The following is a 16,192-nucleotide window of genomic DNA, read 5'->3' as shown; positions in this document are numbered from 1 at the left end:
TTGTCTTTTGGGGTACAAAAAAGAGCGGGCTATCTATTCGATAACCTGCTCTTGCTTTTGAATATGGGGCACACGCTTTAACTTAATGACATTGCCCCATCGGGTGCCTTTTTGATTTATCGATTTGCCGCATGCCATTCTATCGATTTACCGGAGGAGTGGGCGAATGCATTCTTCCCAAGCCGTCTCTCTTGATGGAGATTTAGATCATACACTCATCTGTGATCTGCTTGCTGTTTGTTTATACCATACCGTGACAGCAAGTGAGAGCAAACATACGGCCAGCAGTATACGATATACATTTTCATAAGCTAAGCCAAGCGGGATGCACTTCTGCATCGTGAGAATCATTCCGCATACAGCAACCGAAAAGGACCCTCTAGTTGATTCTATTTTCGTCAAGGCCGATGTCTCGAAACCGGAAGAGGTTAAACATTATGTAGATAAACCGGTTGAACGCTTTGGCACCATCGATTATTTCTTTAATAATGCAGGCATTTCGGGCAGCGGTACATTTTTCTTGAATTCCACGATAGAAGAGATTAATCAAATCGTTGGAGTCAACTTAATGGGCGTTTTATACGGTATTATTGGTCTCACCAAGAGTATGGTTGCTGAATATGCCAAACACGGATTACGTATCAACGCCATCGCCCCTGGTCCAACGGAAACGCCTATGGTGAAATCGTTTTATGCAGCAAATCCGGAGATGAAAGCTAATGCGACAAGAGGCATCCCTCAAAAACGTTTAGGCACGCCGGAAGAAGTTGCCGAGCTGACGGCGGGTTCACGAACACAAAATGAACCGTGCCGGGAGTCCCCGCATTATGGTTGCCGGGAAGTGCCGAATTCCTTTACAATATACTCCAGAAGCCGCTTTGGAAGACAGGCCTGAGAGGAGATTCAGCAACCATGCTATTTCAGCCGAACGAAAGACTGGTTATGATCGGCGATTCCATCACTGATGTAGAGCGCAAGCGTCCGGTAGGCGAAGGGAGAAATGCAGGTACGGGAAAAGGCTACGTATCCTTCGTCGAGGCACTGCTCGACTCTGTATATCCCGAACTCGCGTTGAGAGTTACGAATATGGGGATCAGCGGCAACACCGTAAGGGATCTCGATGCACGCTGGCAAACCGACGTGCTGGATCTGAACCCGGACTGGGTGTCCATTATGATCGGCATCAACGACGTATGGCGCCAGTTCGACCAGCCGCGGCTGAAGGAAACCCACGTACTCATTAGCGAATACGAAGCAACGCTGGACAAGCTGGTAGCCGTTACACTGCCCGAGGTCAAAGGCATCATCTTAATGACTCCTTTCTACATCGAACCGAATGCTGACGATCCGATGCGAGCGATGATGGACCGGTACGGTTCCGTTGTGAAGCGAATCGCGGCCAAATACGGCTGCCCGTGTGCGGACACGCAGGCTGCGCTGGAACCTGTACTTCGCGAATTGTACCCCGGAGCGCTCGCCTGGGATCGGGTGCATCCAAGTTCCACAGGCCATATGGTGCTGGCACGTGCGTTTTTGAACACCGTGGGCTTTCAGTGGAAATGATCAAGCGGACTAAGCTCGTTATGGCGATGTCTTAGCCACTCACCTCCTGAGGCAAATAAAAGAACCGGCTGTGAAGCGGACTTTAGCCAAAGTCCATCATCACAGCCGGTTTTTCCATTGTGGTGCTGCCCTGTCCCGCCCATTCCCGCTTATGCATTCTGCCTGGCTGCCGAACCGAACAAGCCCGCACAGTGGGCTTCCCGTTCCGACAGTTCGCGGTGTGAGCCCTGCTCGTTTTTTGTGACTCAAGCGTGCTGTACAAGAAGCTGGCCGGCGAGCTTCCGGCAGGCGCGGTACTCGTTGTAAGCATATCTCAGTCCGAGACGCACCCGATCGTTTCGTTCCCTATAGCAGACTCCATAACTGCTCCACACGCCTCGGCACTGCGGATTGAAATTGAATGTTCCTACTGTTTTCCCGTACATATACGGCTTGGTCGCTCACCGGTTACCACTCTCCTGCGGGTTTGTATTACGTTGTCTGCAGCTCCACAACCGCTTTGATTACTCCGGACTCAGGACGAAGCCAGCTGTCATACTGTCCGATCAGCTCATTGAAATCCGCGCGGTGAGTGATAAATGCCCCCGTATCGATCGCTCCTTGACGAATACTCTCGATCACTTGGACGAAATCTTCGCGAAGTGCATTCCGGCTGCCCATAATCGCCATCTCCCGCTTGTGGAAATCCGGGTCATGGAAGGTGATATCGGATTTGACCAGCCCCACATACACCAGCCGGCCGCCATGGGACACATAGTTGAGCGCTTGTTCCATTGATTTGGCATTGCCGGTTGCATCGAGAACGGCCGTCGGGAAGTCCCCTCCGGTGATGGCTTCGATTTCCTTCAGGGGGGCGTTCAACCCATTCACAATATAGTCGGCAGGCACCCACGTTTTGCAAAATTGCAGCCGCTCTTCGTTGACATCCAGTGCAATCACTTTCGCACCGGCCAGTTTGGCGAACTTCATCGTACCCAGACCAATCGGGCCCGCACCGATCACCAGCACAAAGTCTCCCGGACGAATGCCGGCAACCCGAATGGAATGAGCCCCGATGCTGAAGCATTCTACGATGGCGGCCTGGTCCGGGCTCAGTCCATCTGCGCGAATCAGATGCCCGACCGGAACCGTCATATATTCACGCAGGCCTCCGTCTTGATGAACACCGATGACGCTCATCTTCGTGCAGCAGTTCGTCTTGCCGTTCCGGCATGCGATACACGATCCGCAGTGGAGGTAAGGGATGACGCTGACAAGGTCCCCTGCAGCGATACCGAGGTCGTTGTCGGGAATCTCAGCGACTACGGCCGACAACTCGTGTCCGAGCACACGGGGATAGACGAAATAAGGCTGGTTTCCTTTGTAAGCATGCAGGTCCGTGCCGCAAATGCCGACCCGCACGATTCGAATGAGCGCCTCCCCTGGACCTGGAGCCGGGATGCCGACTTCCTTCATCACTAAGCGATTGGGTTCTTCACATACGATGCATTTCATTGTACACGCACCCCCGTATTGTACTCCGGTTTCCCGCTGGGCCAGGACAAACGCTGAATAGGTTCAAGTCTGCGGCGAACTTCCCGAATGACCTCGAAATCCGGCTCTTCCAATGCATACGCGATATTCGTCATCATGTTCTGCGGCTTGGACGTACTGACGAGCGTCGTCGGGACACTCTCGTTGTTGACAGCAAACTGGATCGCGATCTTAGGCAGTGACACGCCAATCGAGGAGCAGTATTCGAAGACTTCCTGGCAAGTTTGGCGTATGATCGGTGCTGCCGGATGCCAGGCCGGCGGCTCATTGCCGGACAGCAGCCCCATAGACAGCGGAGAAGCATTGACCAGCCCGGTTCCCTTGTCAGAGAGCAGCGGCAGGAGCTCCAGCAGAGAATCATCATTCAGAGAATAATGGCAGTACGATAGAATAGCATCGACCGGCTTTTGGGACAGTACCGTTTGGAATATAGAAAGCGGCAGGCCGGATATGCCCGTAAACCGGATCTTGCCTTGTCTCTTCAATTCCTCCAGCGCCGGGATCGCTTCACCCAGAATCTGGTTCATGTCCCCAAACTCAATATCATGCAAAAATAAAATATCGATATAATCCGTATGCAGGCGCGTCATGCTTTCCTCCACGCTTCGAATGATCCGGTCATAGGAAAAATCAAACTGGTCGGCTCCGTATCGGCCCGCTTTGGTGCTGAGAATGTATTTGTCTCTGGGAATGTCCCGGAGCGCCTGACCAAGTACCGTCTCGGCCTTCAACAAGCCGTAATAAGGAGAAACATCGATATAGTTTATCCCCTGGTCCACGGCCTCATGGACGGTTTGTATCCCCTCCTTGTCATCGGTTGGATGGAATACGGATCCCAGCGAGGAGGCGCCAAAACTTAATATGGATACATCGAGTCCAGTTTTACCGAGCTTGCGATATTTCATCTGTTCCCCTCCATTCTTATCCGTTGTCCCACTGGAAGGCTGCAATCCTTGCGGGCGCGCCGCTGCTCTCCCGAATCTTGACCGGCAGCGTCCTTCATGTTGATATCGTAATGTTACCGATAACAAAATAGTATCACAGGTTATTCTGAACGGTCAACGGTCCCGCACTTGAAATCCTTCTTCCGTTGTTCCATTATGAAGGAATAGAGAAAGGATGTTTGGTCATGGTAACCATTTACGATATAGCGAAGAGGGCAAACGTCTCTCCGATGACGGTATCCCGCGTGATCAACAATTCGGCCTCCATCAAAGAATCCACAAGGGCCAGAGTGGAGGAAGCCATACGGGAGCTCGAATACGTTCCGAACAAGCAGGCACGCAGTCTTACTTCGAAGGAGACGCGGCTCGTGGCGCTTGTGATTCCCGATATTTCCAATCCCTTTTTTACGAATATTGCGCGGGGGGCGGAGGATAAGGCGCAGCAGCTCGGATACCAATTCATACTGGGGAACACGGATGAGAATAAGGACAAAGAGGCCATGTACATGAATATGCTCATGTCTACCGGCGTAGACGGCGTATTGATCGTACCGGCCGGCGACGACTCCGCCGTGAATCTGAAGAAGCTTGTGAAACGCAAAATCCCCTTCGTGTATGCAGACCGTACGGTAGATTCCGTCCCCGCCGATTCGATTACTGGCGATAACTTGATCACCACCCGCCAACTGGTTCAACACCTCATTGAGCTGGGGCACAGGCGGATCTGCTTGATTAATGGACCAGGCGATTTGTCTAATGCTCGCGAACGTGCCCAGGCTTTCCGCGACACGCTGGTTTTGTCGGGGATAGAACCGAATCCGGCTTACATGATCGAAACTCACTTCAAGCAGAACAACTTCGATGAGATCTTTGCCAAGTTGGCCTCACTCCAACAAGACGAGCGGCCTACCGCTATCGTGGCGGCCAATAATTTCATCGGAGTGAATACTTTACGCGCCTTGCGTTCACTTGGCATTCGAGTACCGGAGGATATTTCCGTTGCCTGCTTCGACGACCCGGATATTATTCCGGACTATAACCCGTTTTTGACTGTAGCCAAACAGCCTGCATATGACATGGGGTATATCGGCATGCAGCTCTTGATTGAACGGGTTCAGAGCGAAGCTCCCACAGCATCACGCAAGATCGTCCTCCCCTCCGAGCTGATGGTTCGGACCTCAACATCGAGAAGATGAGCCTGTGAAGCGCGTCAGGTTGCATGAAAAAAGGAGAGGCCAAACCCCTCCTTTCTCGTTTTGCCCTAAAATAATCTGCTACTGCTTCATCAGTGCCCGCACTTTAAAGAGTCCCGGTCACTGTCCCTCCAGCAGCTTTTTTACTTGGAACAAGCCCAGGCCATACAAAGCGCCTTAGCACACAATGAATCAATGAGGTTGGACGACAACCCGATAGGTACCCGAGCCAAGCTCCAGAACAAGCCCGCTTTCTGTCTCATGGGCCGACAGAACACCGGCGGCCTGCGCTGCCGGGACGTTATTAACAGCTGCATTCGCGATCGACCCGCGGGGCAGCCTCACTTCGGCCGTCGGAGGAAGCTCGAACTCGTAGCTTGCGGCTCCGTCGTCACCCAGGCTCCACTCACTGCGGATCAAGCCGTACGCGGACCGGTACGATGCTTTCGAGCAGCCGCAAGAGCTAACTGTTGACGAAGCGGTGTCCTACATTGACCGGAATTATGCCGCCGAGCTTAGGCTTGGTGAGCTGGCTTCGCAAGCGAATCTGAGTGAGAGGCAATTCAGCCGTCTGTTCCGGCGCCAGACAGGCATGACCTTCACGGATTACGTGCAGAGCATTCGGATGGACGCTGCTTGCCGGATGCTGAAGCACAGCCGCATCAGCGTTGGTGAGATTGCCGCAGCCGTAGGCTATTCCGATTTGAAGTTTTTTCACCGGCTGTTTAAGAAAAAAAACCGGGGTTACTCCCCGGGAATATCGTAAGGCTTAGCCGTGATCTGCATGCGATGCGACGGCTTCCTTCTTCCCCCTGTTCCTTGTTATTTGACCAGATGCTGCCGGTAGGTCAGGGGGGTTACGCCCATAATTTGGCTGAAAATTTTACTGAAATACGACGGATTGGCAATCCCTACACGGCAGCCGATCTCCGATAATGGCAGGGTTGACTTGCGAAGCAGTGAACAGGCATGCCGGATCCGGGTTGCCCGGGTATACGCAACAATGGTCGTACCGGTCGATTCCTTGAACAGATGAGCCACATGGTAAGGCGACAGATGCAGCTCGCCCGCCAGGTCCTCCAGCCGGAACGGCTCCATATAATGTTTCTCAATCCACCCCATGATATCTTCTACATGATGATTATGTTTCTTCAGGAAAGCCGACTCCCCGTCAGGACTTTGCTTCAGCTGATGCACAAGGCTGAGCAGAAAGACGCCCATATTCTCCTCGAAATCCGCCTCTCTCCTGCTGCCCATCGTGGAACCGAATTGCTTAAGCAGAGCCACGAACGGCTCGGTCTCCGCCATGGCATTCACCGGATGAACATTCGCCTGCTGCGCGGTTAATCGCTGGAAGAACCCCTTCAAACTCGGAAAATCATTCAAATAGCTATGCAGCACAGCCGGCTCAAAGGTCAGCACACTCCGTATAAAAGGCTCTTTCTCCGTCACCTGGATCTGAATCCGGTGCATCTGGAACGGTGGAAACACCAGCAGCGTACTTGGCTCGATCGAATACGATGTCCCGTCGATAATGAGCAGCCCCCTGCCCTCATGCACATAGGTAAGCTCCATTTGGGAATGGGCATGAAAGACCTCACGGAAATAATCCGTTGACGTTTTGCGATACTCGTAATGAAACCAGTTAGACTGAACCATCCCTTCCTTCGCCCTTTCTGATTAACCGCAAGATGTAAACATTTTACCGCAAATTTAAGCGACACAAAATCACTTTTTCTATATACTCTAGCAACAATTCCACTTGCTGTGGCGATAGCCTTCATAGCAATACCCTCCGTACGTTCCGTGCACGTCGGCTTACTGTTTCGGCAAAATATTTCGTGAGTATATGTCTATGACACCAAAGGAATATCGAATGAAAAACCTGGAGTTCCCTTTCGATGCCATTTTCTATGAGTAAGCTTCCTCGAGACGGCGAATTTATGGCCGGGCTTTGCGAGAATGGTTAAGGAGCAGATTCAGGAATCCGGAGGCCAAGCCCTGGTCGTAGAGTGCGATATCCATTCGGCTCAAGACGTCAGGCGGGGAATTCACGCTGCAGGGGACCATTAAGGGAGACTTGACATTCTATTTGCCAATGCCGGTATAACCGGGGAGATGGCGCCGTTCGAAACCATGAAAGAGGAAGCGTGGGACCGCACTATCCATCAATGGCTGCACTAGAACTGGCCCGGTATAAAATCCGCGTGAACGCGATTTGTCCGGGCGCCATCCAAACCAACATAGGGAAATCGGTTCACAACTCTTCCGATGTAGAAGGCATTGAGATCCCGGTCCTATTCCCGGAAGGAGATCAGCCGCTCGAACATGGACCGGGGACAGCCGAACAGGTTGCTGATTTAGCTGCATTCTTAGCTTCCGACTCCTCATCACATATTACGGGAACGGAAATCTTCATTGATGGGGCGGAATCACTTCTTACATAACGCAGCGTCGCTAAATATTACATCACTACCAGTTTGATGGGTTTTCATCGGGTTCCGTTTATTCGTCTTCTTTCTCCTGCTCTGCCTTTTGCAGCCGTATATCGTCAACTCTGTTCTTGTAGGTTTTTCCCCATTTCTTCATATCAAGGATGATCGGCTTTAACGTCTCTCCGAATTCAGTCAGCGAGTATTCCACTTTAGGAGGCACCTGTTTATACACTTCGCGGTGAATCATGCCATCCCGTTCAAGCTCGCGGAGCTGCAAAGTAAGCATAAATTGCGTCAGTCCCGGATAGAGCCGCCGGAATTCACTGAATCTCTTCGGGCCATCGATAAGATGAAACAAAATGATCGCTTTCCACTTTCCCCCGATGACATCCAAGGTCGTTTCGACAGGACACACTTCCACCCTCGCTTCGAGCTTGTTTTTTCGATCTCCCATAGCCATGACCCTCCATTAGTTTGATTTTTCATACTATATTATAAAATTATGCGTACTTCTCTAAATTCAATATTCATTTTAATATAACACTCATACGGCACTTAATTAAAGCGTCGTAAGGCAATACAAAGGGAGAGTGGAGTCATGTCAAAGAAGGTGTTGATTGTTTATGCGCACCCAGAGCCCACTTCGTTAACAAGCCAGTTCGCTCAGACGGCTGTGCAAACACTTCAGGGGCAAGGGCACGAAGTCATGTTGTCCGATCTGTACGGTATGCAATGGAAGGCCGTGTTCGATGAACGCGACTTCCCGACCAGAGCTGATCCCGGTCGATTGTCCTTCGTGACCGAGTCGGGGCACGCTTACTCGACTGGCCAACAGACGGCAGACGTTACATCGGAGCAGCAGAAGCTGCTTACCGCCGACGCCGTGATATTCCAATTTCCGCTTTGGTGGTTTAGTATGCCAGCCATCCTCAAGGGCTGGGTGGACCGGGTGTTTGCTTATGGGTTGGCTTATGGCTACAAAGATGAAGGTAATCGCTATCGTTACGGCGATGGTGGCTTGGAAGGAAAGCGTGCCATACTGTCAGTGGCCGTCGGAGGCCCGGAGATAGACTATTCGCCGCGAGGTATCAACGGGCCGCTGGAGCAACTGCTGTTCCCTATCACCCACGGCACGCTCTACTTCTCCGGCATGGAAGTGCTGCCCACCCATGCGGTCTACGGAACCGGTCGCATCACGGCAGCCGAAGTAGACGCAGCGAAGGCAGCTTGGTGTTCACGTCTTGAGCATCTCTTCGAAGAAGAGCCCATCCCCTTCCGGCGTCAAAATGGCGAAGATTATCCGGACCGTCACGTACTCGGAAACCACGTAGCTGTTGGACAGACCGGATTGTTGGCACACATTGCAGAGTAGCGCAAGGCACCTCCGACAAAGGGGGCTTGCCCATCATCTGCTCAAAAAGCACGATGGATCAAAAAAGGCACTTCGCAGGACTGGGGAGTAATCTCCATTCCTTACTAAGTGCCTTTGAATCTTCCTGCTGGACCTGGGCTCCATCGGCAGTGGAAGCCCCATGATACTGTATTGGTCGCCGCCAAGATGAGTGACAACCCACTGCTGGCTGGTTTCACTATTTGGGGTCCATGACTGTACTGGAGTTCCGTTCGTTGTTCCGCTTGCATGCAGTACCTTGCCGCCCGGACGCGCAACGAACCGATAGGTGCCGCTCGCAATATTCCCGCCGGGAAGCGCCGCGGTTCCGCCACTGCTGGCCGGACGGGTGTAGAGAAGCGTACCGAAACCGGGTTGGTCGAATGTCGAAGCATGTGATGAGTTTGGACCGCCTTCGGGTCTTACCCGCTGGGCACGCGCGGCAATGTTCGGCACCGATAAGCCTTTGCGGTTGGCGTAATGATTGTAGATCATTTCCCAAACCGGGCGCAGCTCATGGCGGACGGCGCTGGATATGGCCGTTTGCGTTTGCACGGCGCCATTCGTGCCTGAGCCCCATTCGTAGGCCGCAAACGGTACGTTATCGTCTCCGTCCCTCAGTATTAAACCACAGATGTCCATAAGATCGGTTTTTGGTATGCGGGAATAGAAGAAACGCTCAGAAACAATTCCCCTGGTCTACTCTACTGCACGCATACTCCACAATCCCCTTTGGAGATTAAATACTATGTTGGTCTTTCCCAGCCACACGTGCCGCAGGGATACTGCCTTGGGCGGATGCTTGCTTCAACTACGGTCACCTCCAGATTGTTATTCGCATCGCGAGCGGTGTGACTTTATTATGAAACGGCCCCCAAATTCCGGCAATGAGACAATTTTGTCAAGCATATCCCCGCTAAATGAATCCTTTCGCCTACATTCTGCTATTCTGTCGGCAAAGTACTACGCCAAGCTCCGCCGAAAAGGAAAAAACCGCTCCCATGAGCGGCTCCCAGGTACCTCTTTATTTCTGAGAAACATATCGTGACTGACTCCTCGGATCGTACAATTCGGGTTCTTTGTTGAGGGTGATGTGCAGTGCCGTGTTCTTGCCCGCCTCAGCCCCCGTAATGTTGTAACCCTTCTGGGTATAATGGAACGGATCTTTCATAAGCCCTTCGGCAGCCATACCCGCAAATTGGGTTGACACCAGCACGGCGTTGGAATACGTCCTGCATAGATCCGTTTGGGCAAGCATGATCTCATCGTATAACGTCGGATGATCCCGATGACAACCAATTCGTACGAGATAGCACCTCTCAAGCCCGGCAGAAACCATCGCGTCGATCATCCGCTTTAGTTTCGTGCTGTACTCTTCCCCGGACATGCCATGATCCGCATCGGTTTCACCCTGGCACCAAACCATAAACTTATGTTTTATGGCATAGCCGTTTTCTGTGAGCCAGCTTTCTGCGGTGTGATAACGGGATAAGGCATCTTGTAAGAAAGCCCCGTCCCGCTGCCAAAGGTTAATGGATGTCCCGCCCTTGGAGCAGGAAACACCGATCATCGTTCGATTTGTAAGGCTGGTGTATTCTGTGGCAAAGGCTGAGACCATGGACCCTGTTTTAGTCTTCTCACTGACACCGCTTGCTTCATTGTTTTCGTTCACGCCGAATGGCTCGGATAATGGATGCAGCTTGGTGGGATCAGAGATGGCTCTGAATTCGAACGCGGTTCCCGACTGCACTTTCGGCGCCTCCGAGGCTTCACCTCTGCCTGCCATATTGGACTGCCCCATGAACATAATCAAATCTACCTCTTGCACCGTTATTACACACCTCCTCTTAGAATAAAGTACTCCCATAGTGTCTATGTCCTTTGAATGAATGATCTACCTTAAGCATATAGGGTGATTATAATCAATTCTGCCACCAACTGTCTAATGAATTACGGAACAATTCTAATTCGTTATGTATCAAGCAGCATCACCATTCGAAAAGGAATCTAGTGTAAATTTTAGGATTTATATCCTTATTTTATGTTATGTTGATTCTAGGGATCTCCCAATTCTTCAACGATAGGATGGTGTTTGGCTTGGCATATAAACAGCCGCTCTTTGGCACTTCTGGTGATGATCTGATCCGGGTTTCCCCCGAAGGGAATCAACACGTCTTTGGCCGCGATGGGAACGATTCAATCTATGCACCGGGAACCCGCGGAGGAAGCCTGATTCATGGCGGTTCAGGCGATGATCTGATCACCGCTGAGGGCCCAATCCATCGAATTTATGGGGGCGAGGGAAAAGACGAGTTTACGCTATTTTCGGGGGGGCAACATCGTATTAGACAACCTGGGGAATGATGGAGCACATTTCATCGGTACCGGCACAGACGCGAAAATCGCGAACAATACTGTCGATCTTGGAATCGGAGACGACTATGTGAACGCCTATGACCAGAAGAGAATGAGGGTGAACATGGGTGAAGGCGATGATAAATCCCATCTTTACTCGCACCGCGGCAGCATATGGAAAGGCGGAGACGGTGACGACGAGCTGGTGATTTTCTCTACAACAGGAGGACGCTATGAAGGTGGAGCAGGCAACGATTACCTCATAGATTGGCCCGGTGACGAATATTCACCTCCAAGTTGGAGTGAGGGAAATAGCTATTCCGGCGGACAGGGCAGGGATATTATTGAGTTGACCGGCTCCCGTCATACCGTTCATGGCGGAGATGGCTCAGATGGGGTCCGCGGCTATGCGTCCAATTCGGTACTGTATGGAGAGAATGGAGATGATTCCTTAGGCATATCCACATACAAATCAACCCTCTATGGAGGGGAAGGTGATGACTATTTTGGTGAACATACAGCCCTGTCATCCTTCTATGGAGAGGAAGGCAATGACACGATAGGAACCGGCTACTTTCTTCATGATTACAGCTTTGGAACCTATATGGATGGCGGAAGCGGAAACGACCATCTTTCTACCGCGGGGACGGACGCTATGATGATCGGCGGTTCGGGCAATGATCGATTAGATGTGGGAGGCAATATCTACAACGACCTTGATTTGAATGATACGATGATTGGCGGCCCGGGAGCGGATTTATACGCCATAGGGCCCGCTGTTGGAAAGTGCACGATACGAGATGATGGACTCGCTGGAGAGGTAGATACGTTAAACCTTTTGAGTGCAGGCTACAATTTGAATGAAACCCAGTTTACCCGCGAGGAAGATGATCTGATCGTCACCTTAGTAGACGAAGTGAACGAGCTGAATGAAGTGATCGTTGAGGGGTTCTTCGGAAATCCGGCCTCTAGAATCGAGCGATTCGTATACGGTGAGGGAGAGGACAGTTTCGTCTTCACGGATGAGGATGTCGAGCGAATGATCCAAGCCTCGGCTGCCTCTGCAGGTACGGCAGGTGCATATGAGAAAGTATCCGATACTGGAGCCCAGCTGCACGAGCTTCTGATCGGCCCCGGAATTGGATGAAAAAGTGGCAGCGTGAAGGTGACATTCTGCTCCATAGTCAGAGATGAACAAAAAAGGCGCCAGTCGGGAGAGCTTAACGTCCACCCGACTCGTGCCTTTTACATTCCATCCCGCCTGAAATCGGCACATAGGTTCTATAATAAAACCACTTCATCTTCGATTTTGCTTTTACATTCATCCCACTGCATTTCAGAAAAGGGCTTGATCGGAAAGGCAATTGCTCTATCATTGGAATTGCATTGTATGCTATAGCATATTATTGGTTGACTTAAGACTTCCTTCAATGAATATGTTCGGGAACATGACTGCTAGTGAATAATTAAAAAAAGGGATAACCTGCCGACGTAAATGACAAAACACATAGGATGATTGCTGGAACTGCATTCTTTACAGGGTCACGAGCGATAACCAGCAAAATCAAAGCAGCAACAAGCATGGTTGAGCCAAGCAATAGGCCGGAGATCAAGACGGCAGCAGGTAACCAAATTCCCACTATCATTCCAATAGAACCTACAATCTCAAGAAATCCGGTTAAAAAATTAAATACGGGCGGCAGGCCAAAACGTTTGAATTCGTTGGCCATCTTCCCAGTGATGATTTTCGTTCCGGTTATCATAAAGAAAACACCTAATACAATCTGATGCGCATAGGCTGAAGTATTGCACAATACATGGAAGGACCATCATGAACGGACCGCTGATACCCGAATGATGGAACGGAACTTGGAGTCGAACCAGCACGGAAACGGAGATGAACTTCCCGGCGGATGCTTCTCTGGTCTCTTCGGCGTGTTTCTCCATGTACTAATTTTCACCTGTTTTTTCTGCTAATTAGTAGGATATTTTCGCCGAATTAAATGTGATAACATGGCAGTACAGAGTGTTTTTCCCATTCTAGAGGTTAAAAAAATCAGAGAAGAGAGGGAAATGATAGTATGGCTAGCCAAAAGATCAAAACGCTGCTCTCCATGTTACTCGCAATCACCCTGCTGCTCACCATGATGCAAAGTAATGTTAGCGCTTCCAGATCAAGTGAAAAGAAGGAAGCCAAGGAAAAGAACGACATTCAATCCTACGTCAACAAGATGCAGCCCGGATGGAACCTGGGCAATACGTTTGATGCAACGGGTGCGGATGAAACCTCCTGGGGCAATCCCCGCGTAACGAAGGAGTTCATTGAAGAAATTGCCGAGCAAGGATTCAAAAGCATCCGTATTCCAATCACATGGGATCAGCACACAGGAAGTGAACCCCCTTACACCATTGACCCGGCCTATCTGGACCGCGTGGAAGAAGTTGTTGATTGGTCGCTCGACGAGGGCTTGTATGTCATGATCAATCTCCATCACGATTCCTGGCTGTGGATCAACCAGATGAATCAGCCGGAGAAAGAAGCGGAGATCCTGGCGCGGTATAAGGCGATCTGGCCGCAGATTGCGGAGCGGTTCAAGAATCACTCGAACAAGCTGCTGTTTGAAAGCGTTAACGAACCGCGCTTCGGCAGCGGATGGGGAGCCGATCCGGTGGTCTCCAACCAGCTGGTCAAGAAGCTGAATGTCTCTTTCCACGAGATTGTGCGCAGCTCCGGAGGGAAAAATGCTGTTCGTCCGCTCGTGCTTCCGACCTTCGAGACCAGCAGCTCCCAGGAAAATCTGGATGCGCTGTACAGCACGATCAGCGGGCTGAATGATCCCCATCTCATCGCAACCGTCCACTATTATGGCTTCTGGCCGTTCAGCGTGAATATTGCCGGCTTTACACGCTTCAACGAAGAAACGAAGAACGATATCATGCAGACCTTTGATCGCGTCCACAATACGCTGGTAGCGAAGGGGATTCCTGTCATTGTCGGTGAATATGGTCTGCTCGGTTTCGACAAGAACACCGGAACCATCGAACAGGGCGAGAAGCTGAAGTTCTTTGAATTCCTGCTGTATTATCTGCAATCGAAGCAAATCACGCATATGCTGTGGGACAATGGACAGCACTTTGACCGCACCACTTACGAGTGGAAAGATGCCGAGCTGTTTAACATGCTGAAAGCCAGCTGGAAAGGCCGGTCGGCGACGGCTGAGAGTGATCTGGTCTATGTCTTCAAAGGCCAGGAAGTGCAGGATCAGTCGATTCGCCTGGATCTGCAGGGCAACCGCCTGACGGGACTCAAGGTCTCCGGCAAGCAGCTCAGCAAAGGCAGAGACTACGAGCTGGAAGGCAGCGTGCTGAAGCTGAAGGCAAGCCTGCTCTCGAAGCTTACGGCATCTGGGGAATTCGGCGAGAGCGCCGTGATCACGGCCAAGTTCAATAAGGGCGCCGATTGGAACTTCCGTGTGCTTTATGTGGACACACCGGTACTGGAGAACACTTCGGGCACCACGGCAGCTTTCTCCATCCCGACCACCTTTAACGGGGACCGCCTGGCTACGATGGAAGCCGTATATGCTGCCGGCGGCAACGCGGGTCCGCAGAACTGGACGCCGTTCAAAGAGTTCGCTTATTCCTTCGCCCCTTCCTATGAAACGAATGAAATCAAACTACTGGAGAACTTCTTTAAGGAAACGAATGACGGCGAGGTTATCCTGAAGTTCCACTTCTGGAGCGGCAAGGTTATTACTTACCACATCACCAAAGGAGGAACGCAAGTTACTGGCAAGATCGCTTCATAAATTACAGTTTGCCCGTACATTTGAACGAGATTGGCCGCCCCCCCCTTCCTCTACTGAGATCCGCGCTGCGATCGAGAAGGCAGTGTTGAATCACAATGCAGTTGGGAAAAACGACACTAAGCGCCCTTGCCGTGATGGCGGGGGCGCTTACTTGCATTCAATAAGATGCATTATCGCTGTGTCCGATAACACTGTGAATATAGAATGGAGTATACCTCGTAGGGGCTCGCTTCGGGGCTAGGATATGCCGCCTTCGGCATAGGCCTCCCACTCCTCAAGGGATGGGCCATATACGCCGGAGACGCGCAGACCGGCTTGGCGCATCAGAATCGTCATCTGGCCCCGGTGATGAATCTCGTGCGCGGCGACGGCATATAGCGTCTGGCTGTTGGACCACTGCTCGCCGTACATATCACACGACTCCTGCAGGGAGGCATCAGTCCACTGGGCCGACAGCGCTTCGAGCAGGCCCTGGCTGGACTGTCTGTAGGCAGCGGCGATCTCCGCTGCGCTCGCCGGCACCGGGGAATCCATGGCAGGAGCATCAAACTTCAGACCGGTACGGGACAGCATCTCATGATGGGAGGTGACGATATGCCAGGCCAACTCTCCAAGGGTACGGTGATTTTCCGCCACCTGCTGCTTGAGCGATTCATCGGTCAGCACATCGAGTAGTTTTTGCGTGGAACCGCTTTCGAAAGTCCAGGTCTGTTTGAACGCTTCAATGGATTGGAACATTTTTATCATCCTCCAGTGGATACGGTTGTCCGGTCTCCTGCCGGCAGCTCTGTCCGTTATGCTGGTCCATACCATCCTATTCCATTTTTTCCTTCTCTGCAAATATTAAATTTTCCTAAAAAAGAAGGAACTGGTGTTCCTGTGTCGTGAAAGCCAAAGAGCCCTCTCCGCTGGCAGGAGCTTTGGCAGGGTACACCAAGGCACGGTGGCCGGAGGCGTTTAGCGTTCCGAT

17 protein-coding genes are annotated in these 16,192 nt (G+C 51.5%); 8 read left to right on the top strand and 9 right to left on the bottom strand.

Translation table 11 applies throughout. From position 1 onward, the window contains the following. The first annotated feature begins 340 nt into the window (after positions 1-340). Both ACP26L_RS10310 and ACP26L_RS10305 read left to right on the top strand, forming a co-directional pair. Positions 341-895, top strand: a complete 555-nt coding sequence (locus ACP26L_RS10310; protein ID WP_426452436.1) for an SDR family NAD(P)-dependent oxidoreductase — start codon at positions 341-343, stop codon at positions 893-895. A gap of 17 nt (positions 896-912) precedes the next feature. Next, the gene (locus ACP26L_RS10305; protein WP_426452435.1) at positions 913-1,563 is read left to right on the top strand and encodes an SGNH/GDSL hydrolase family protein; all 651 of its coding nucleotides are present in this window, start codon (positions 913-915) and stop codon (positions 1,561-1,563) included. A 471-nt stretch (positions 1,564-2,034) separates the two neighbouring features. On the opposite strand, the gene ACP26L_RS10300 is transcribed toward ACP26L_RS10305, so the two are convergent. Both ACP26L_RS10300 and ACP26L_RS10295 read right to left on the bottom strand, forming a co-directional pair. Next, positions 2,035-3,057, bottom strand: coding sequence for a zinc-binding alcohol dehydrogenase family protein (locus ACP26L_RS10300; protein WP_426452434.1), 1,023 nt, complete (start codon positions 3,055-3,057; stop codon positions 2,035-2,037). Beyond that, complete coding sequence (locus ACP26L_RS10295) at positions 3,054-4,001, bottom strand: aldo/keto reductase (protein WP_426452433.1); 948 nt, start codon at positions 3,999-4,001, stop codon at positions 3,054-3,056. The genes ACP26L_RS10300 and ACP26L_RS10295 overlap by 4 nt, the downstream gene beginning before the upstream one ends. Positions 4,002-4,225: 224 nt before the next feature. On the opposite strand from ACP26L_RS10295, the gene ACP26L_RS10290 reads away from it, so the two are divergent. Then, a complete protein-coding gene (locus ACP26L_RS10290) occupies positions 4,226-5,236 on the top strand; it encodes a LacI family DNA-binding transcriptional regulator (RefSeq protein WP_426452432.1) in 1,011 nt (336 codons plus the stop codon). A 189-nt stretch (positions 5,237-5,425) separates the two neighbouring features. Here the strand turns inward: ACP26L_RS10290 and ACP26L_RS10285 are convergent, their stop codons facing one another. Continuing rightward, the gene (locus ACP26L_RS10285) at positions 5,426-5,653 is read right to left on the bottom strand and encodes a hypothetical protein (protein ID WP_426452431.1); all 228 of its coding nucleotides are present in this window, start codon (positions 5,651-5,653) and stop codon (positions 5,426-5,428) included. A 61-nt stretch (positions 5,654-5,714) separates the two neighbouring features. Between ACP26L_RS10285 and ACP26L_RS10280 the strand changes: the two genes are divergently transcribed. After that, positions 5,715-5,999, top strand: a complete 285-nt coding sequence (locus tag ACP26L_RS10280) for a helix-turn-helix domain-containing protein (protein ID WP_426452430.1) — start codon at positions 5,715-5,717, stop codon at positions 5,997-5,999. A 56-nt stretch (positions 6,000-6,055) separates the two neighbouring features. Here ACP26L_RS10280 and ACP26L_RS10275 read toward each other — a convergent pair whose 3' ends face one another. Continuing rightward, positions 6,056-6,892, bottom strand: a complete 837-nt coding sequence (locus ACP26L_RS10275) for a helix-turn-helix domain-containing protein (RefSeq protein WP_426452429.1) — start codon at positions 6,890-6,892, stop codon at positions 6,056-6,058. 512 nt (positions 6,893-7,404) lie between these two features. On the opposite strand from ACP26L_RS10275, the gene ACP26L_RS10270 reads away from it, so the two are divergent. Further along, complete coding sequence (locus tag ACP26L_RS10270) at positions 7,405-7,680, top strand: SDR family oxidoreductase (protein ID WP_426452428.1); 276 nt, start codon at positions 7,405-7,407, stop codon at positions 7,678-7,680. Between the two features lie 58 nt (positions 7,681-7,738). On the opposite strand, the gene ACP26L_RS10265 is transcribed toward ACP26L_RS10270, so the two are convergent. Further along, positions 7,739-8,122 carry a winged helix-turn-helix transcriptional regulator gene (locus ACP26L_RS10265; RefSeq protein ID WP_426452427.1) on the bottom strand — a complete coding sequence of 128 codons (384 nt, stop codon included), beginning with the start codon at positions 8,120-8,122 and terminating at the stop codon, positions 7,739-7,741. Between the two features lie 144 nt (positions 8,123-8,266). On the opposite strand from ACP26L_RS10265, the gene ACP26L_RS10260 reads away from it, so the two are divergent. After that, a complete protein-coding gene (locus ACP26L_RS10260; protein ID WP_426452426.1) occupies positions 8,267-9,040 on the top strand; it encodes an NAD(P)H-dependent oxidoreductase in 774 nt (257 codons plus the stop codon). Between the two features lie 33 nt (positions 9,041-9,073). On the opposite strand, the gene ACP26L_RS10255 is transcribed toward ACP26L_RS10260, so the two are convergent. Continuing rightward, positions 9,074-9,553 (bottom strand): RICIN domain-containing protein, encoded by a 480-nt coding sequence (locus tag ACP26L_RS10255; protein WP_426452425.1) that lies wholly within the window; start codon positions 9,551-9,553, stop codon positions 9,074-9,076. A gap of 529 nt (positions 9,554-10,082) precedes the next feature. Then, positions 10,083-10,886: a sialate O-acetylesterase gene (locus tag ACP26L_RS10250; protein ID WP_426452424.1), complete on the bottom strand. Its 804-nt coding sequence runs from the start codon at positions 10,884-10,886 to the stop codon at positions 10,083-10,085. Positions 10,887-11,348: 462 nt separating this feature from the next. Between ACP26L_RS10250 and ACP26L_RS10245 the strand changes: the two genes are divergently transcribed. Further along, positions 11,349-12,560 carry a calcium-binding protein gene (locus ACP26L_RS10245; protein ID WP_426452423.1) on the top strand — a complete coding sequence of 404 codons (1,212 nt, stop codon included), beginning with the start codon at positions 11,349-11,351 and terminating at the stop codon, positions 12,558-12,560. A 319-nt stretch (positions 12,561-12,879) separates the two neighbouring features. Here ACP26L_RS10245 and ACP26L_RS10240 read toward each other — a convergent pair whose 3' ends face one another. Continuing rightward, on the bottom strand, positions 12,880-13,227 hold the full coding sequence (locus ACP26L_RS10240; protein WP_426452422.1) for a DoxX family protein: 348 nt from the start codon (positions 13,225-13,227) through the stop codon (positions 12,880-12,882). 267 nt (positions 13,228-13,494) lie between these two features. Here ACP26L_RS10240 and ACP26L_RS10235 point away from each other — a divergent pair, with 267 nt between their 5' ends. Continuing rightward, positions 13,495-15,222, top strand: a complete 1,728-nt coding sequence (locus ACP26L_RS10235; RefSeq protein WP_426452421.1) for a cellulase family glycosylhydrolase — start codon at positions 13,495-13,497, stop codon at positions 15,220-15,222. A 237-nt stretch (positions 15,223-15,459) separates the two neighbouring features. Here ACP26L_RS10235 and ACP26L_RS10230 read toward each other — a convergent pair whose 3' ends face one another. After that, positions 15,460-15,960, bottom strand: coding sequence for a DinB family protein (locus tag ACP26L_RS10230; protein WP_426452420.1), 501 nt, complete (start codon positions 15,958-15,960; stop codon positions 15,460-15,462). Positions 15,961-16,192 lie beyond the last annotated feature (232 nt).

The sequence above is a fragment of the Paenibacillus sp. S-38 genome, from assembly GCF_049942825.1.
Classification (GTDB): domain Bacteria; phylum Bacillota; class Bacilli; order Paenibacillales; family NBRC-103111; genus Paenibacillus_G.
The sequence above is the reverse complement of the archived record's forward strand: the minus strand, read 5'-3'. Positions and strand labels throughout refer to the sequence as shown.